Source organism: Arthrobacter sp. 2MCAF15, from assembly GCF_052115605.1.
Taxonomy (GTDB): domain Bacteria; phylum Actinomycetota; class Actinomycetes; order Actinomycetales; family Micrococcaceae; genus Arthrobacter.
In genome coordinates this window covers 275919-294146 of the sequence record NZ_JBFRGZ010000002.1, presented here as the reverse complement: position 1 = coordinate 294146, position 18228 = coordinate 275919, and the positions used below count along the sequence as shown (strand labels likewise).

Sequence of the window (18228 nt, the reverse complement as noted above, 5' to 3'; positions counted from 1 at the left end):
TCCGCACGTGCGGGGCCGCAACACTGGGGCGGCCAAAATTCAGCCCGAATTGCCAGGAATAGCCCGAATTGCCAGCAACAAAATGAAATGGCCGGCCTCGAAAGGCCGGCCATTCACATTGCTATTCCCACTCGATGGTTCCCGGCGGCTTGCTGGTCACGTCCAGCACCACGCGGTTCACGCCGTCCACCTCGTTGGTGATCCGGTTGGAAATCCGGGCCAGGAGGTCATAGGGCAGCCGCGACCAGTCGGCGGTCATGGCGTCCTCGGAGGACACCGGACGCAGCACGATCGGGTGTCCGTAGGTGCGGCCGTCGCCTTGGACGCCCACGCTGCGGACGTCCGCCAGCAGCACCACGGGCATCTGCCAGACTTCGCTGTCCAGTCCGGCCGCGGTCAGCTCGGCGCGGGCGATCGCGTCGGCCTTGCGGAGCAGGTCCAGGCGTTCCTTGGTGACGTCGCCGACGATCCTGATGCCCAGGCCGGGGCCGGGGAAGGGCTGGCGGCCGACGATTTCCTGCGGCAGGCCGAGCTGCGCACCGACCGCGCGGACCTCGTCCTTGAACAGGGCGCGCAGCGGTTCCACGAGTTCGAACTGCAGGTCCTCGGGCAGCCCGCCCACGTTGTGGTGGCTCTTGATGTTCGCCGCACCTTCGCCGCCGCCGGATTCGACGACGTCGGGGTACAGGGTTCCCTGGACCAGGAACTTGATCTTTTCACCGTGCGCAGCAGCCTCGGCGATGATCGCCAGTTCGGCTTCCTCGAACGCTCGGATGAATTCGCGGCCGATGATCTTGCGCTTCGTCTCCGGATCGCTGACGCCGGCCAGCGCGCTCAGGAAGCGCTCCTGCTCGTTGGCGACGTAGAGCTTGACGCCGGTGGCGGCCACGAAGTCACGTTCGACTTGTTCGGCCTCGCCCTCGCGCAGCAGTCCGTGGTCCACGAAAACGCAGGTCAGCTGGTCGCCGACGGCGCGCTGGACAAGGGCGGCGGCCACAGCGGAGTCGACGCCGCCGGAGAGGCCGCAGATGACCCGGGCATCGCCGATCTGCTCGCGGATGCGGTCGACCTGCTCCTCCAGGATGTTGCCTGCGGTCCAGTTCGGTTCCAGCTTGGCGCCCTTGAACAGGAAGTTCTCCAGGACCTGCTGGCCGTAGGCCGAGTGCTTGACCTCGGGGTGCCACTGGACGCCGTAGAGGCACTTCTCTTCGTTGGCGAAGGCGGCCACCTCGGCGCCGGCCGTCGTCGCGAGGACCTCAAAGCCTTCGGGGGCTTCGTGGACAGAGTCGCCGTGGCTCATCCAGGTGCTCTGGTGCTGGGGCATGCCGGCCAGGATGGAGCGGCCCTCACCGAGGGTGGTGGTCTCGGTGGCGCCGTATTCGCGGAGCCCGGTCTGGGCCACCTTGCCGCCAAGGGCGTTGGCCATGGCCTGGAAGCCGTAGCAGATGCCGAAGACCGGGACACCGGCTTCGAAGAGGTCGGCACCGACGCTGGGGGCGCCCTCGGCGTAGACGCTCGCGGGGCCGCCGGAGAGGATGATCGCGGCGGGGTTCTTGGCCAGCAGCTGCTCGGTGCTGTACGTATGCGGAACCACTTCCGAATACACATTCGCTTCCCGGACGCGGCGGGCAATCAGCTGCGCGTACTGGGCACCGTAGTCAACAACCAGAACCGGCCTGTGGGACGTCTGGGATGAAGTGGGAGTAGTCACCCCACTAGACTACTTTGCGCCGCTGCCCGGCCGCACATTGAGAAGCCGGCGCAGGCCCCGAATCGGGGGCGAGGTAAGCGATCTCACACGCCCGACGGCGGTAGTCGCCGTCGCGCGGTCCCCTTCCCCTGCCGCTGGGGCTCAGTAGCGCTGGGGCGCCTGCGGGTTGGCCGCGAGTTCGGCCTCGACCTCGGCGTGGAACTTCTTCTCGACGAAGAAGGACAGGAACGGTACGACGCCGCCCAGGGCCATGACCACCAGCTTGGCGAACGGCCAGCGCATGAGGGACCACAGCCGGAAGTTGGAGATCAGGTAAACGACGTACATCCAGCCGTGCACGATCAGGACCGTGACGGAGAGGTTGACGCCGCCGATCACTCCTGCCGGTTCGGCGTCGGCGAATCCGAAACCGAACGGCTGGCCGGTGAGGGCGTTGGTGCCGCCGGCGAAGAGGTACTGCCCGAAGCCGTACCGGGCGATCAGTTCGGCGCACAGCAGGAGCAGCATGGAGCCTGTCAGGTAGGCAAGAACCTTGTAGAACTTCAGGGCGGACCGGATTTGGGCCTCGGTGCCGCCGAAGCGGCGCTTCTTGCCGGCTGTCCCGGTGCCGTTGGTTGACTGCGGCTGGATGGCGGGCTGGGGCTCGATCATGATTGCACTCTCGGGTCTGAGGGGTAGGGGGCTGTGGGGTGCGGGTCTGCGGGAGTTGGGTCTGCGGGCGGGCCGGAGTCGGGCTCTTCGGCGGCGTCACTGGGGTCGGGGCTGGCCGCTTCCCCGGCCAGTTCCTCGTCGAGCGCGTCTTCGAGGTCACGGCGGTAGTCGTCCTTGACGAGCCGCCACCAGATGAACAATGCGAAGCCGGCAAAGACCACCCATTCCACGGAGTAGAAGAGGTTCAGCCAGTTGACCTGCTGGGCGGGCGGCTGCGGGCCGATCCGGAGGGGCTTGACGTCGCCGGCGGCGGCCAGGGGCCCGACGTCGGTCCCGCCGGACAGCTCGGTGGTCGCGGCGACGAAGCCGGGGTAGCTGCTGACGTTCCAGTCGTTGATGAGCTCGGCGACCGAGACGGCGCTGGCGCGGCCGGGTCCGGGATCCGTTTGCGGCAGCGGGGACTCGGACGGCAACAGCCGTCCGGTCAGTTCGATGGTGCCCGACGGCGGCGCCACGGCGTCCGAAGGATCCGCGACCCAGCCGCGCGCGACCGGAATCCAGGTCTGCGGCGTGGCCCCGCCGCCCACCAGGGCCGGGGCGCCCTTGACGGCGAACGCGGAGACAATCCAGTAGCCTTTTGCCCCGTCGTTGAGGCGGCCGGGCACCAGGACCTGCTTCTGGGGGTCGTAGCTGCCGGTGGCGGAGACCATCTGGTCGGCCACCGATCCGGGGAAGAAGCCGCCCGGCTGCAGGACCGAGATGAGCTGGCGCGTTTCCTCCGTGGTGGTGGAGACCGGGGCTTCAGACTGAGTTGAACGGCCAAACTGCCACTGGCTCAGCAGCACAAACACCCCGGAAATGGCGATCGCGAACACGAGTCCTGCGATCCAGCGGGGTTTGAGGGCAGTTTTCAGCACCTCTTAACCGTACTTCGTCCCCGTGTAGAACAACGAAACGGGCCTTCAATTGGGCCTGCCCCTAGAGTGGGGCAGCCGGGTCCCTGCGTGGCGACGGAGTCGACACGAAAGGGCCTGCCCCAATCTCTAGTGGTCGAAGAACACCAGGCTGGAATTGATGAGTTCGGCGATCACTTCGGCGTCGTAGGCCCGTCGCAGGGACTCGCGGAAGGACTCCTTCGACAGGGAGCGAGCCAGCGTCGCGAGCACTTCAAGGTGGTCCGAAAAAGAGCTGGCCGGGGTGGCGATGAGCAGGATCACGGTGGCCGGCCCGTCCGCCGCGCCAAAGTCCAGCGCCCTGCCGTACTTGGTGATGCCGACCGCGATGGAGGTCTGGGAGACGAGCTCGCTGCGGGCGTGCGGCAGTCCGACGCCGCCGGGCAGGCCGGTGGCGAGCTGGTGTTCCCTGGCGTTGACCTGCTTGAGGAAGCCCTCAAGATCGGCAATCCGTCCGGCCGCATGCATGCGTTCCGCGAGCTGGGAAGTGGCGTCGAGCTTGTCCGCGGCGTCCATTTCCAGGATCACCATGTCCGGTGTGGTGAGCTCGGCGTCGTACCGGTCCAGTGGTTCCGCCAAGAGATGTCCCTTCGAAGTGGCGTCAGAGCACGCCGGCCGGCAGTCCAATGACTAACGATGTAGTCCGCACCGCCGGCCCGCGCTAAGGCTCAGCGCAGGGGCACGATGTCCTCGACGCCCAGCCGTGCGGCATCGGCGGATTCGTCGTCCGGCTGCTGCTGGCTCAGGCGCTCGGCATCGACCCGGGCCAGATAGTGCTTGATTTCGCCCTCGCGCTGCGCATCACTCCAACCGAGAACGTCTCCGATCAGTTTAGCGACTACCGGAGCGGCGGACACACCCCGGTCCCACGCCTCAATCGAAATGCGGGTGCGGCGGGTCAGGACGTCCTGGACATGGCGGGCGCCCTCATGGGTGGCAGCGTAGACGGCTTCGGCGGCCAGGTAGTCGTCCGCACCGGGCAGCGGCTCGGCCAGTTCCGGGTTGCCGGCGATCAGCGCCAGCACCTCCGGGGCCATGGCGCCGTAACGGTTGAGCAGGTGTTCGATCCGGGCGACGTGGACGCCGGTCTCCTCGGCCATCCGGTTCCGCTGGTTCCACGCGGCCTTGAAGCCGCTCGCCCCCAGCAGCGGGATGGACTCGGTGCAGCTGGCCGGGACGCGCTCGTCCATGCTGCGCGTTGCCTCGTCGACGGCGTCCTTGGCCATGACCCGGTAGGTGGTCCATTTTCCGCCGGCCACCACCACGAGTCCCGGCACCGGGTGGGCCACAACGTGCTCCCGGGAGAGCTTCGCGGTGGAATCGTTTTCCCCGGCCAGCAGCGGACGCAGCCCCGCGTAGACGCCCTCGACGTCCTCGCGGGTCAGGGGGCGCTTGAGGACCGTGTTGACGTGCTCCAGCAGGTAGTCGATGTCCTTGCTGGACGCGGCCGGGTGGGCCTTGTCGAGGTGCCAGTCGGTGTCCGTGGTCCCGATGATCCAGTGCCGGCCCCACGGGATGACGAACAGAACGGATTTCTCGGTCCGCAGGATCAGTCCCACGGTGGACTGGATCCGGTCGCGGGGCACCACGAGGTGGATGCCCTTGGAGGCGCGCACCTTGAGCTGCCCGCGGTCCGTCACCATGGCCTGGGTCTCGTCGGTCCAGACTCCGGTGGCGTTGATGACCTGCTTGGCCCGGATGTTGAAGCTCGAGCCGTCCTCGTGGTTGACCACCTTGGCGCCGACCACACGCTCGCCTTCGCGCAGGAAGTCGACCACCGCCATCTGGTTGACTGCGTGGGCGCCGTAGTGCGCCGCGGTCCGCACGAGGTTGGCGACGTACTTGGCGTCGTCCACTTGACCGTCGTAGTAGCGGATGGAACCGACGAAGGCGTCGTCCTTGAGGCTGGGGGCGGCGCGCAGGGTTCCGCGCCGGGTCAGGTGCTTGTGGAAGGGGACGCCGCGGCTGTGCCCGCCGGTGATGGACATCGCGTCGTAGAGCGCGATGCCGGCGCCGATGTAGGGCCGTTCCAGGAACGGTTTGTGCAGCGGGTACAGGAACGGGACGGGACGGGCCAGGTGCGGTGCCAGCACGGAGAGGATGAGGCCGCGCTCGTGCAGGGCCTCTTTGACCAGGCCGAAGTCGAGCATTTCGAGGTACCGGAGGCCGCCGTGGATGAGCTTCGAGGAGCGCGACGACGTTCCCGCGGCCCAGTCGTTGGCCTCCACGATGCCTACGCTGAGCCCGCGGGTGACCGCGTCCAGGGCGGCGCCGGCGCCCACGATGCCGCCGCCCACGATCAGGATGTCGAGCTCTTTACCCGGGGCTGTGCTGCCCCTGAGCACAGAGATTGATGCCTCGCGTTCGGCAGGCCCCAGGGCACCTCCGGCCACGGCTGAACCGCCGGGAAAACTGTTCATGTCACGCCTCCATCCGGGTCAAACCTCGTTAGGGCACCAGACTACGTCCAAGTCTCCCGGATGGGCAGGGCCAAACAACGCCCAGCTGGGGTTCAGTTGCCGGCGTACGGCGAGACGACGACGTCGACGCGCTGGAATTCCTTCAGGTCCGAATAGCCGGTGGTTGCCATTGAACGGCGCAGCGCACCGATTAGGTTGGAGGTGCCGTTGGTGTGGTGGCCCGGTCCGAACAGGACTTCCTCGAGCGGCCCGACCGTACCCACGTTGACCCTGTCGCCGCGGGGCAGTTCGAGGTGGTGGGCTTCCTGCCCCCAGTGCCAGCCCTTGCCGGGCGCCTCGTCGGCGCGGGCCAGGGCGCTGCCCAGCATGACGGCGTCGGCGCCCATGGCGATGGCCTTGACGATGTCACCGGAGGATCCCATGCCGCCGTCGGCGATCACGTGGACGTAGCGTCCGCCGGATTCGTCCATGTAGTCCCGGCGGGCCGCGGCGACGTCGGAGATGGCGGAGGCCATCGGCGAGTGGATGCCCAGGGCGCGGCGCGTGGTGGTGGTCGCGCCGCCGCCGAAGCCGACCAGGACGCCGGCGGCGCCGGTGCGCATCAGGTGCAGGGCCGGGGTGTAGCCGGCCGCCCCGCCGACGATCACGGGGACGTCGAGTTCGTAGATGAACTGCTTGAGGTTCAGCGGCTCGTGGTCCTTGGAGACGTGCTCTGCCGAGACGGTGGTGCCGCGGATGACGAAGATGTCCACGCCGGCGGCCACCACGGTCTTGTAGTGTTCCTGCGTGCGCTGGGGTGTCAGGGAGCCGGCCACGGTGACACCGGCGGCCCGGATTTCGGCGAGGCGGGAGGTGATCAGTTCGGGCTGGATCGGTGCCTGGTAGAGCTCCTGCATGCGCCGGGTGACGGCGGGGCTGTTGGTCTCGTCCGCGAGGCCTGCGATCTCTTCCAGCACTGACTGCGGGTTCTCGTACCGGGTCCACAGGCCCTCAAGGTCGAGCACACCGAGTCCGCCGAGGCGGCCCAGGGCGATGACGGTTTCCGGCGACATGGCCGAATCCATCGGCGCCGCGATGACCGGCATGTCGAACTTGTAGGCATCGATCTGCCAGGAGACGGAGACGTCCTTGGGGTCACGGGTACGTCGGTTGGGGACGATCGCAATGTCATCCAGGGAGTAGGCACGACGCCCACGCTTGCCTCGGCCAATCTCAATCTCGTAAGTCACTGCTCTAGGTTATCCCAGCAGACGGGGGGCGCCGCTTCGACGTACTGTGGCGTCATGCTTTGGCGACGCGGACAGCGCTGGATTTTCGAGGGACACATTGCCGGGATCGGCACCGGATCGGGCCTGCGCGCGGTAGTGGGCTTGTGGACGCGGTCCCCGTTTGGGCCCTTCACCGATGCGATGGTCCAGCTGCCGTCGGGCCACCGGATCCTGCTCGCTCCAAGTGTCGAGGCCGGCGACTTCATCGGCGCGGTCTACAACTTCGACGAAACCCGCATCCTGCCGCTGGCCTCCGCCTGTGAGGCCGGGCAGCTCGCCGTCGACGCCGGCCCGCTGCGGATCCGTGCCCGGCTCGGGTCCCGCACCCGGCTCGGTGCCGTGGCCCGGCGGCTCCCCCGCGCCCTGGCGGTGGATCCGCGCTGGCTGCGCGCGGTCAGCCCCGTTGCCGCCCTCATAGTCCCCGGCGCGCGCACCGCAGGCACGGCCAAGGGCGGCCGGCGGGAGTATTACGGGGTCACCGATCTGCACCGGATCGACGCCGCCACCGTCAGCTGGGACGGCGACGACGCCGGACCGCTCGCCGCCGTCCGGCCCGCCGTCGGCTTCGGCTTCAGCAGTGTCCCGCCCGAATCCAGCCTGGCCCGCGTGCGGACCACCATCGAGGGAGCCCCGCTCACTCGCCGCTGACGTTCTCGGCGTCCGGGACGCTCAGCTGGGACTCGAACATCCGGAAGTAGCGGCCCCGGAGCGCCACGAGTTCCTTGTGGGTGCCCTGTTCGACGATGCGGCCATCCTCCAGCATGTAGACGACGTCAGCCTTCTCGATCGTCGCGAGCCGGTGGCTGATGGCGATGATGGTGCTGCTGCGGTCGGCGAAAAGCCGGGTGAAGATCCGGTGTTCCGCCAGAGCATCGATGGCCGACGTCGGCTCGTCCATCACCATGAACGTGGCGCCGCGGTAGAAGTTCCGCGCCATCGCCAGGCGCTGCCACTGCCCGCCGGACAGGCCGGAGCCCTTCCGGCCGCGCGGATCCTCCATCCAGTTGCTGACGTGGTTGTCCAGGCCGTTGGGCAGCTTGTTGAGGAATTCCAGGGCCTCGGCATCCGCGGCGGAACGGCGGATCCGTCCGTCGTCGCGCGGCGAATCGACGTCGCCGAAGAAAATGTTCTCCGCCGCGGTGGCGAATTCGTATTTCAGGAACTCCTGGCTGAGCACCGCCAGGTGCCGGTGCCAGGACGTGACGTCGACGGCGGCGAGGTCCACGCCGTCGAGCATCACCTGCCCGGAATCGGGCCGGTACAGCCCGGCCAGGATGCGGATCAGGGTGGACTTGCCGGCGCCGTTCTCCCCCACGATCGCGATGTGCTGGCCCTGACTGATGGTCATTGAAATGCCCCGGATCACTTCCAGTTCGCTGCCGGTGTAGGTGAAACGGATGTCCCGCAGTTCCACCGTGTCCGGCGCCCGCAGCAGGGGCGGCGCGTGGTCCGACTTCACGGGCAGTGCCATGAACAGCTCGTAGTCCTTGAGGTTGGCCAGGTCCTCGTCGATCGAGCTGAGCGAGGAGACGAGGTTGTTGGCGGTGGACAGGGCGCGGCTGACGATCTGCTGGACATAGAGGAACTGCCCCACCGGCTGGGCCCGGGCGATGATCTGGCCCACCACCCAGATCAGCGAGACCACCTCGGCGCCGTACTGCAGGGCATCGGCCGCGAGCTGCCTGGGAATGTAGCGTTTCTGGAAGTCCAGCCGGCGCTTTTCGTCGGCGTCGCGCAGCCGGGAGCGCAGTCCCATCAGGTGGCCGACGATCCCGTAGAGCCGCATCTCGGCGATGTGCTGCGGGCGCAGGAGGTTGGTCTCGATCATCCTGCGCTGCCTGCGCGAATCGACCTGGGTGTTCCAGTGCGCGATCTGTTCGCGGGAGAGCTTGAATTGCAGGTAGACGCTGGGCACGATCGCCACCAGGACGATCACGGCGATCCACCAGCTGACCAGCAGCAACGCGCCGATGGCCAGGAACACGGACACCAGCTGGGTGAAGATGGCCGCGATCCGGTCCAGGACGCGGGCATAGGAATCGGAGAAGCGTTTGGCCCGGTCGTACAGGTCCACGGTCTCCTTGTCGTCGTAGCGCCAGAAGTCCAGGGTCAGGAAGCGCTCGTACATGAGGTCCCCGACGATCGCGCCGACCCGGAAGCTCATCAGCTGCTGGATGTAGCGGTCCAGGCTGCTGAACGATCCCCAGAAGAGCCCGAGTGCCGCGGTGATGATGACGTAGATGATGGCCTGGCTGCCGGCGGCGGCGTTGCCCGCGTAGGCGGCGGCCAGGGACGTGGTGGTAAGTGCGGCAAAGTACGTCGTGACCAGCGGCAGGACGGCAGAGATCAGCGAGCCGAGGACCTTCATGACGACGGCGGCCGGAGAGGCGCGGAAGCTCACGCGCAGAACCTGGGCCACGGCCCGGGCGTAGGGCCTGAGCGCGAGCTTGCGTTTGGGCTCACGTGCCGGCAGGAGTTCGGACATGCCTCCAGCCTAGTTCCGTGATCCGGGGCCGGCGCGGGCAGTGCCTCGGCGGAACGGCCAGGCGTTGGTGCGGGAGCCGGCCGCACCCGGAAACGGGTGAGCCCGCCGAAACTGTGGTTTCAGCGGGCTCACCCGGTTCACGCCGAGGCGGTCTTAGCGCGAACCGTAGTTCGGGGCTTCGACCGTCATCTGGATGTCGTGCGGGTGCGATTCCTTGAGCCCGGCGGCGGTGATGCGGACGAACTTGCCGCGTGCCTTCAGCTCGGGGATTGTCGGGGCCCCGGTGTAGAACATGGTCTGGCGAAGGCCGCCGACCAGCTGGTACGCCACGGACGACAGCGGCCCGCGGTAGGCGACCCGGCCCTCGATGCCTTCGGGGATGAGTTTGTCATCGCCGGAGACGTCGGCCTGGAAATAGCGGTCCTTGGAGTAGGAGGTGTTCTTGCCGCGGGTCTGCATGGCGCCCAGGGAGCCCATGCCGCGGTAGCTCTTGAACTGTTTGCCGTTGACGAAGATCAGGTCGCCTGGGGATTCGTCGCAACCGGCCAGGAGGGAGCCGAGCATCACGGTATCGGCGCCGGCGACGAGCGCCTTGCCGATGTCGCCGGAGTACTGCAGGCCGCCGTCGGCGATCAGCGGCACGCCAGCCGGGATGGCCGCCTTCGCGGACTCGTAGATGGCGGTGATCTGCGGGACACCGACGCCTGCCACCACGCGGGTGGTGCAGATGGACCCGGGACCGACGCCGACCTTGATGCCGTCGGCACCGGCGTCGATCAGGGCCTGGGCGCCTTCGCGGGTGGCGGCCTGGCCGCCGATGATGTCCACGTGCGCGGCTACGGGATCGGACTTGAGCCGGCGGATCATCTCCAGCACGCCCTGGGAGTGGCCGTTGGCGGTGTCAACGAAGAGGGCGTCCACGCCGGCGTCGATGAGCGTCATGGCGCGCTCCCAGCCGTCGCCGAAGAAGCCGATCGCGGCGCCGACGCGCAGGCGCCCTTCCTCGTCCTTGGTGGCGAGCGGGTATTGCTCGGCCTTGGTGAAGTCCTTGGTGGTAATCAGGCCCTTGAGCCGGCCCTGCTCGTCAACGAGCGGGAGCTTTTCGATCTTGTTCGTCGCCAGCTTGTGCGAGGCTTCCTCGCGGCTGATGCCGACGTGTCCGGTGACGAGCGGCATCTTGGTCATGACGTCGCTGACCAGCCGAAGCGGGAAGTCGGATTCGGGCACGAAGCGGGTGTCGCGGTTGGTGACGATACCCAGGAGCCTGTTGCCTTCGTCCACGACCGGCAGGCCGGAGACGCGGTAGCGGGCGCAGATCTCGTCCAGCTCGGCGAGCGTGGCCTCGGGGCCGATAGTCAGCGGGTTGGTGATCATGCCGGATTCGCTGCGCTTGACCCGGTCCACCTGGTCGGCCTGGTCGGCGATGGAGAGGTTGCGGTGCACGACGCCGAGGCCGCCCTGGCGTGCCATGGCGATGGCCATGCGGGACTCCGTGACGGTGTCCATCGCGGCCGAAAGCAGCGGGGTCTGGACGGTGATGCGCTTGGAGATGCGCGAGGACGTGTCCGCCTCCGAGGGGATCACGTTGGTGTGGCCTGGCAGGAGCAGGACGTCGTCGTAGGTCAGGCCGATGAGGGCGAAGGGATTGTGTTCGGGCTCGGTCATGAGTGCGCCTCTTACCTTGGGTTACGGGGTTCACGGGTAGGGGTTGCAACTGATGACCAGCCCGTCATTACGGGTCTGGCCTGTGCAGAAGGTCATGCAGAAGTGTTGAATAAATAGTAGAACCTTGGCGGCGATAGCCATATTCCGGGGCGGTAATGTGGGCGCGAATGTGAGCAGTCCCATGCCCGCCAGGCTCCCCCGGGAGCGCCGGGGCCTATTTCCAGCCGGTGGCGGCGAGCAGCCTTTTTTCGAACATGGGGATCATGGTCTGCACGTAGGTCTTGGTCAGGTGGTTGTCGTCCTTGTAGACGTACACGTTGCCGACCACCGCGGGGCAGGTCCCGTCGGCGCAGATGAAATCGCTCATGTCCATGAGGGACAGCCGGGGCACCTGGCCGCGGTAGGCATCCAGTGGAGAGGACCCCGCAAGCGATTCCTGCACCGGCACTTTGCATTCCGTGGCGTCCTTGCCGTTCTTCTGGACGCACTCAGGCATGTTGATATTGAAGCGGGGGTTGTCGCGGATGCCCACCACGTCCATGCCGGCGTCGGTGAAGGGTTTGATGCCCTCCAGGTATTGCGGCACTTCGGTCTCGAACGGCGCATCCTTGTGCGTCAGGGACGCCACCGTGAACACGGCGTCGGGGCGGTGGTCCAGGGCGTACTGCGTGCTGGCCTTGTTGAAGGCGTTGCAGTCAGCGTCCCGTTCCGGGGCCTCCCCGCCGAAGCGGCAGTTGCCCTTCAGGAGCGTGACCACTTCCCAGTCGTGGCTTTTCGCGATGGGTCCGAGCGCGGCCATGTACTGCTGGGCGTGCGAGTCGCCGAGCACCACGATCCGTTTCTTGACCTTGTCCGGCTTGTTGTTCTGCAGGCAGCCCTGCAGCAGCGGGTCGCTGGTGGTGTTTTCGTCCGTGCACAGGCCATCGATGTCGGCCCACTCATTCTTCATCGCCGCCGGCGCGGGGATGATCTTCGCCTCCGGCGTGGGCTTGCCGGCGTTTTCCGGCGCCAGGGCGGCAGCGCCGGGGGTCAGTTCCCTGGGTTGGGAGGCCGCCTCCGCCTCGTCGGCGACGAGCTGGCTCTGCCACACCGAGACCGGGCCCGCCATCAAGGCACCGCAGGCGGCAATCACGACGGCGGTACGCCAGGCGCGCCGCTTCGGCCAGTGCCACTCGCGCAGCGGCTTCTCGACAAAGCGCGTGGTGAGCACTGCCAGGACCAGGGATGCGGCCACGATGCACAGCCCCTGGAACAGGTTAGGCGCCGTGATGCCGGCCCCCGCGAGGGCCAGGACCAGCAGCGGCCAGTGCCAAAGGTAGAGCGCATAGGAGTTGTCCCCCAGTGCCACCAGGGGTTTCCAGGTCAGGAAGCGGTCGACGCCGAAGCGGCTGCCGCTCTGACCGGCGGTGATGATCGCGGCGGCGGCCAGCGTGGGCCACAGCGCGATGAATCCGGGGAACGAACGGTCCACGGTCAGCAGGAGCCCGCAGGAGAGCATGGCCACCAGGCCGGCCCACCCCAGCACCACGCGCAGGATCCTGCCCGGCTTCAGGTACGGAAGGGCGAGGGCCAGCAGCGAGCCGAGGGCAAACTCCCAGAGCCGGGCGCCGGTATCGAAGTAGGCGTGGGCCTGGTTGGTGGCGGTCTGCTGGATCGAGTAGGCGAGGGACACCGCAAAGATGGCGCCGAAGGCCGCGGCCAGCAGCGAGCGGTAACGCAGCAGGACATGGACCTGGCCGGTCCGGCGCCGGAGCAGGCCGGCAAGAAGTCCCGTGCCGGCGAACACGAGCGGCCAGAGCACGAACACCTGGCCTTGGATCGAGAGCGACCAGAAGTGCTGCAGCGGGCTCGCGCCGGAATGGTCCTGGGCGTAGTAGTCCACGGCACTGTCGGCCAGGARCCAGTTCTGCCGGTACAGCAGGGAGGCCCAGGCCTGGTCAAGGACGTCGGGCCAGCGGCTCTGCGGCAGGATGGCCCAGGTGCCGGCGAGGACGCCGAGAACCACCACGACGACGGCGGGAAGGAGGCGCTTGAGCAGATGCAGCCAGTGGTGCAGCAGCCGGAGCGGCGCACCGCTTTCGACCTTCCGCGTGAAGCTGAGCGTCATCAGGAATGCCGAAATGAGCAGGAAGATGTCCACGCCGCCGGAGACCCGGCCCAGCCACACGTGGTAGGTGACAACCATGAGCACCGCGAGGGCGCGCAGGCCCTGGACCTCGGGACGGTAACCTGTTTTCCGGCTCGTCCCTGAACCCGCATCCGCTGTTGGCGGGGTGGCTGTGGTTCGCGAGATCGACACTAGTAACCCTTCAGGCCGGCTTCCAAAACAGCAATGTTACCGAACTGTAACTTTCTTGGCCAATTGCCGGATGCCCGCGGAAGCCTGGGCGGGGCCTGGTCAGGGCACATCACCGGGGGCCTCCAAGGCCCGGTCAGGGCACGTCCCCGGGGTATCCCGGGGCCTCCGCAGGGCCGCCTGGCCGGGCACCCGACGGCTGACCGCCGTCGGGGTTCTGCAGTCCTGCCGGATGGTGACCTAGCGGCTGCCGCCCGGGCTTACGAGCCCCAGCCCGTCGCCGCCAGCAGTCTCTCGCGGAACATGGGAGCCATGCTGGCGGTGTAGCTTCGGCTGAGGTGGTTGTTGTCCAGGTAAACGAAGGTGTTCCCGACAACGCCCGGGCATTCCGTGCCGTTACAGATCCGGTCGGTCATGTCCACGAAGCCCACGCCCGGCATTTTGCCGTTCAGGGCCGCAAAGGGATTCGATGCGGCAAGCAGGCCCTGTTCAGGGGGACGGCAGTCATCGGCGTCAGCTCCCTTGGTAGCTACGCACTCCGCCATGTCGAAATCGAAGCGCGGGTTGTCCCGGATGGCGACAACCTTGATGCCGGCATCCGCCCAAGTCTTCACTGTGTTCTCGAAGCCCGGGATCAGGGTTTCCTGCGGGGATGAAGGCGCAGCCGCCGTGCCCACGATGATGATGGCATCCGGCGGGTTGTTCTTGACCTCCGCAGCGACCGAGGCGTTGAAACTGTCGCAGTCCGCCGAGACGTGCTGGGGTGCCGTGCTGGGCTTGCAGGCGCCCTTGAGCATCGCGTAGAGCTTCCAGCCCTTCTCGTCACTGACAGGACCGATGGAGGCCAGCCACTGCTGGGCATGGGAATCGCCTACCACGAGGACCTTCTTCGCCCCGCTGTCGGTCTGATTGTTCTCGAAGCAGTCCTTCCGGAGCTTCTCCTCTTTCGGTTGCAAGTCTCCGGAACACGAATTGGGAAGGCTGGCCCAGTCCTCCGGCAGCGTCTGCGGAGTGGGCAGGAGCACGGCGTTGGCGTCGGCTTGGTCCACGAAGCCGGGCACCAGAGCCAAGGCGCCCGGGTTGTTCTTCGGGGCCTGGGCCAGTACGGCCTCGCTTTCCAGGTGTTGCTGGATCTGGATCGCTGCCAGCGGCACTGCGGCGGTGGCCACGGCCGCAGCAATGGCAACGGCTGCGCGGCGCCGCCGCACCTCGGGCCACTGCCACTCGCGCCAGGGTTTCTCAATCATGCGGGTGGTGACATAGGCGAGCACGAGTGAAACGGCGACTATGACGGCGCCGGAGAATGGCCCTGCATGGTCCCTGTCCGTCGCGGCAAGCGCGATGACCAGGACCGGCCAGTGCCACAGGTACAGGGCGTACGAGATGTCGCCCAGCCGGACCAGGGGCTTCGAGCTGAGGATCCGGTCAACGCCGAGCTTGCTGCCGGACTGACCGGCGGCGATGACACACGCGGCGGCCAAGGTGGGCCAGAGTGCAACGAACCCGGGGAAGGAGGCCTGGACATTCAGGAGGATGCCGCAGCTGAGCATGGCCACAATACCCAGCCAGCCAAGTGCCAGCCGCCAGCTCCGGGACAACCGCAGGGAGGGAAGGGCCAAAGCCACGAGGGTGCCGAGGGCAAACTCCCACAGCCGTGCGCCGGTATCAAAGTACGCCTCCGTCTGGCTCGCCTGGGTGAAGACGATTGAGTAGGCCAGGGAAGCCAGGAAAACGACGGCGAATATGTAGCAGAGCAGCACGCGGTAGCCAAGCTTGAAGCGCTTGGCGAGGATGGCCGCTCCTGCGAAAATAAGCGGCCAGAGGATAAAGATCTGCCCCTGGATCGAGAGGGACCAGAAGTGCTGGAAGGGGCTGGCCTGGCTGTGGTCCGATGCGTAGTAGTTCGTGGCTTGGGACTGCAGGAGCCAGTTCTCGACATAGAACAATGAGGCCCAGCCCTGGGAGATCACATCCAGCCAGCGCGTCCGKGGCAGGAACAGGAGCGTGGCTGCGAGAATCGCCAGCAGAACGGTGACGGCAGCCGGGACGAGGCGACGGAACAGGTGCAGCCAATGTTTGAGGAGGGCCATGGGCCGGCCCTGCTCGTAGCGGCCGACGAACTGCAGCGTCATGAGGAACGCCGAGATCAACAGAAAAACGTCCACGCCACCGGAGACCCGGCCCAGCCAGATGTGATAGCTCATGACCATCAGCACGGCCAGGGACCGCAGACCTTGAATTTCGGGCCTGAAGGTGGATTTGCGGCCCGCCTTGGGCGCGGCGTTTCGGCCGGCCCCGTGCGCAGCACTGTGGCGGGCAGGCAGGGGCAGGGTCCTTTGCTGTGTCATAGAACAACCCCTCAACCAGATAACCAAAGCGTCCATGTTACCAAAACGTAATTTTCATGGCCAATCGTCGTCGAGGCCATAGACCTCCATTGAGGCATGCCAAGTTGGGAATTTCCAGTGAAGGCCTGGCGAAGGGGAGGCGTCGAGGCGGGGGGTGGGGCTAACGCGAGCCCGGCGACGCCGAAGATGCGGCGGCAGAAAAAAGGACGGCCCGGCAAGGATGCCGGGCCGTCCCTTCTACTCGGGCTGAGCTTAGTGCTTGTGCCCTGCGTGCTCGTCTTCGTCAGCCGGCTTCTCCACCACGAGGGTTTCCGTGGTGAGGACCAGGGCCGCGATGGAGGCCGCGTTGCGCAGAGCCGCACGCGTCACCTTGACGGGGTCGATCACGCCGGCGGCGATCAGGTCTTCGTATTCGCCGGACTTGGCGTTGAAGCCCTGGTTCACGGCGGATTCGGCCACCTTGGCAACGACAACATAGCCGTCGAAGCCGGCGTTCTGGGCGATCCAGCGCAGCGGCTGGGTCAGGGCCCGGCGGACGATGCCGACGGCGGCAGCCGCGTCGCCTTCGAGGGCCTGGACCGCAGCGTCCTCGTCAAGCGCCTTCAGCGCGTGGATGAGGGCGGAGCCTCCGCCGGCCACGATGCCTTCTTCGAGGGCAGCGCGGGTCGAGGACACGGCATCTTCGATGCGGTGCTTCTTTTCCTTCAGCTCAACCTCGGTGGCAGCGCCGACCTTGATCACGCCGATGCCGCCGGCCAGCTTGGCCAGGCGTTCCTGCAGCTTTTCCTTGTCCCAGTCCGAATCGGTGCGGGTCAGCTCGGCGCGCAGCTGGGCGACACGGGCGGCGACGTCCTCGGCCGAACCGGCGCCGTCGACGATCGTGGTGTTGTCCTTGGTGACCGTGATGCGGCGTGCGGTGCCCAGCACCTCAAGGCCAACGGTGTCCAGGCTCAGGCCCAGCTCCGGGGAGACAACCTGGGCGCCGGTGAGCGTGGCGATGTCCTGCAGCATGGCCTTGCGGCGGTCGCCGAAGCCCGGCGCCTTGACGGCGACGACGTTCAGGGTGCCGCGGATGCGGTTGACGATCAGCGTGGACAGGGCCTCGCCCTCGACGTCTTCGGCGATGATGAAGAGCGGCTTGGAGCTCTGCAGCGCCTTTTCCAGCAGCGGCAGGAAGTCCTGCACCGAGGAGATCTTGCCCTGGTTGATCAGGATCAGGGCGTCCTCGAGGACTGCCTCCTGGCGTTCCGCGTCGGTGACGAAGTACGGGGACAGGTAGCCCTTGTCGAACTGCATGCCCTCGGTGAGGACCAGTTCGGTCTGCGTGGTGGAGGATTCCTCAATGGTGATCACACCATCCTTGCCGACCTTGCCGAACGCCTCGGCCAGCAGCTCGCCGACCTCGTCGCTCTGGGCGGAGATGGCGGCAACGTTGGCAACCTGCGTGCCTTCGACGGGGCGCGCGTTCTCCAGCAGGCGGGCGGCAACGGCCTCGACCGAAACCTCAATGCCGCGCTTGATCTCGCCCGGTGCGGCGCCTGCAGCCACGTTGCGCAGGCCTTCCTTGACCAGGGCCTGGGCCAGAACGGTGGCGGTGGTGGTGCCGTCACCGGCAACATCGTTGGTCTTGGTGGCGACCTCCTTGGCAAGCTGCGCGCCAAGGTTCTCGTAGGGGTCGTCCAGCTCGATTTCACGGGCGATCGTCACGCCGTCGTTGGTGATCGTGGGGGCGCCCCACTTCTTGTCCAGTACGACGTTGCGGCCACGCGGGCCCAGCGTGACCTTGACGGTGTTGGCGAGCTTATCGATGCCGGCTTCAAGCGACCGGCGGGCAGCGTCGTTAAACGCAAGCTGCTTTGCCATGGTTTTGTCCTTTCAAGACAGAACCCCGCGCAACTGATCCATTCAATGCGAAGGATCGGCTGCGCGGGGGTCCAAGAGAGTTACTTTACGACGATCGCCAGAACGTCGCGGGCGGAGAGCACGAGGTACTCGGTGCCGCCGGTCTTGACTTCGGTTCCACCGTACTTGGAGTAAATGACGACGTCGCCGACGGCAACGTCAACGGGAACGCGGTTGCCGTTGTCATCGAAGCGGCCGGGGCCTACTGCAACAACTTCGCCTTCCTGCGGCTTCTCCTGCGCGGAGTCCGGGATAACCAGGCCGGAAGCCGTGGTCTGCTCGGCTTCGAGCGGGCGGACAACAATACGATCCTCAAGAGGCTTAATAGAGACCGACACTCGGACCTCTCCTTTTCGTCAGCAAATTCGTGGACTATGAAGCGGCGATGCCATGGCGCACAGACCGTCGTCGCGGTGCCGGCAGCGAGCCTGGCGGAACGCGCTTCATGTGTTAGCACCCTCCTAGGGAGAGTGCTAATGACGACTCTATGTACATGGTTAGCACTCGGTCAAGGCGAGTGCCAGAAATT

Annotated in this window: 13 protein-coding genes; 1 reads left to right on the top strand and 12 read right to left on the bottom strand. The window is 66.8% G+C overall.

Annotated features, from left to right (window positions below):
• Positions 1–121 precede the first annotated feature (121 nt).
• The 6 genes from guaA to AB4089_RS03510 form a co-directional block, all read right to left on the bottom strand.
• The gene (gene guaA / locus AB4089_RS03535) at positions 122–1711 is read right to left on the bottom strand and encodes a glutamine-hydrolyzing GMP synthase (RefSeq protein ID WP_441407907.1); all 1590 of its coding nucleotides are present in this window, start codon (positions 1709–1711) and stop codon (positions 122–124) included.
• A 141-nt stretch (positions 1712–1852) separates the two neighbouring features.
• Positions 1853–2362, bottom strand: a complete 510-nt coding sequence (locus tag AB4089_RS03530) for a DUF3817 domain-containing protein (RefSeq protein ID WP_441407906.1) — start codon at positions 2360–2362, stop codon at positions 1853–1855.
• Positions 2359–3279 (bottom strand): SURF1 family protein, encoded by a 921-nt coding sequence (locus tag AB4089_RS03525; RefSeq protein ID WP_441407905.1) that lies wholly within the window; start codon positions 3277–3279, stop codon positions 2359–2361. Before AB4089_RS03525 ends, AB4089_RS03530 begins: the two co-directional genes overlap by 4 nt.
• 126 nt (positions 3280–3405) lie before the next feature.
• Entirely contained in the window at positions 3406–3894 is a 489-nt protein-coding gene (locus AB4089_RS03520) for a PTS sugar transporter subunit IIA (protein WP_441407904.1), read from the bottom strand.
• A gap of 89 nt (positions 3895–3983) precedes the next feature.
• Positions 3984–5735: a glycerol-3-phosphate dehydrogenase/oxidase gene (locus tag AB4089_RS03515; RefSeq protein WP_441407903.1), complete on the bottom strand. Its 1752-nt coding sequence runs from the start codon at positions 5733–5735 to the stop codon at positions 3984–3986.
• A gap of 92 nt (positions 5736–5827) precedes the next feature.
• Positions 5828–6964: a GuaB3 family IMP dehydrogenase-related protein gene (locus AB4089_RS03510; protein WP_441407902.1), complete on the bottom strand. Its 1137-nt coding sequence runs from the start codon at positions 6962–6964 to the stop codon at positions 5828–5830.
• A gap of 54 nt (positions 6965–7018) precedes the next feature.
• Here AB4089_RS03510 and AB4089_RS03505 point away from each other — a divergent pair, with 54 nt between their 5' ends.
• Positions 7019–7651 carry a hypothetical protein gene (locus AB4089_RS03505; RefSeq protein WP_441407901.1) on the top strand — a complete coding sequence of 211 codons (633 nt, stop codon included), beginning with the start codon at positions 7019–7021 and terminating at the stop codon, positions 7649–7651.
• Here AB4089_RS03505 and AB4089_RS03500 read toward each other — a convergent pair.
• The 6 genes from AB4089_RS03500 to groES form a co-directional block, all read right to left on the bottom strand.
• Positions 7638–9488 (bottom strand): ABC transporter ATP-binding protein, encoded by a 1851-nt coding sequence (locus tag AB4089_RS03500; RefSeq protein ID WP_441407900.1) that lies wholly within the window; start codon positions 9486–9488, stop codon positions 7638–7640. The two genes, AB4089_RS03505 and AB4089_RS03500, sit on opposite strands and share 14 nt — an antisense overlap.
• A gap of 153 nt (positions 9489–9641) precedes the next feature.
• Positions 9642–11153: an IMP dehydrogenase gene (guaB, locus tag AB4089_RS03495; protein WP_441407899.1), complete on the bottom strand. Its 1512-nt coding sequence runs from the start codon at positions 11151–11153 to the stop codon at positions 9642–9644.
• Positions 11154–11367: 214 nt separating this feature from the next.
• Entirely contained in the window at positions 11368–13452 is a 2085-nt protein-coding gene (locus tag AB4089_RS03490; RefSeq protein ID WP_441407898.1) for an acyltransferase family protein, read from the bottom strand.
• 257 nt (positions 13453–13709) lie between these two features.
• Positions 13710–15797, bottom strand: coding sequence for an acyltransferase family protein (locus AB4089_RS03485; protein WP_441407897.1), 2088 nt, complete (start codon positions 15795–15797; stop codon positions 13710–13712).
• 252 nt (positions 15798–16049) lie between these two features.
• Complete coding sequence (gene groL / locus AB4089_RS03480) at positions 16050–17660, bottom strand: chaperonin GroEL (protein ID WP_223980133.1); 1611 nt, start codon at positions 17658–17660, stop codon at positions 16050–16052.
• A gap of 80 nt (positions 17661–17740) precedes the next feature.
• A complete protein-coding gene (groES, locus tag AB4089_RS03475; RefSeq protein WP_028275747.1) occupies positions 17741–18037 on the bottom strand; it encodes a co-chaperone GroES in 297 nt (98 codons plus the stop codon).
• Positions 18038–18228 lie beyond the last annotated feature (191 nt).

Coding starts and splice junctions, on each gene's coding strand:
- AB4089_RS03530 (WP_441407906.1), bottom strand. CDS start 2,362: ATGATCGAGCCCCAGCCCGCCATCCAGCCGCAGTCAACCAACGGCACC.
- AB4089_RS03515 (WP_441407903.1), bottom strand. CDS start 5,735: ATGAACAGTTTTCCCGGCGGTTCAGCCGTGGCCGGAGGTGCCCTGGGG.
- AB4089_RS03505 (WP_441407901.1), top strand. CDS start 7,019: ATGCTTTGGCGACGCGGACAGCGCTGGATTTTCGAGGGACACATTGCC.
- AB4089_RS03500 (WP_441407900.1), bottom strand. CDS start 9,488: ATGTCCGAACTCCTGCCGGCACGTGAGCCCAAACGCAAGCTCGCGCTC.
- guaB (WP_441407899.1), bottom strand. CDS start 11,153: ATGACCGAGCCCGAACACAATCCCTTCGCCCTCATCGGCCTGACCTAC.
- groL (WP_223980133.1), bottom strand. CDS start 17,660: ATGGCAAAGCAGCTTGCGTTTAACGACGCTGCCCGCCGGTCGCTTGAA.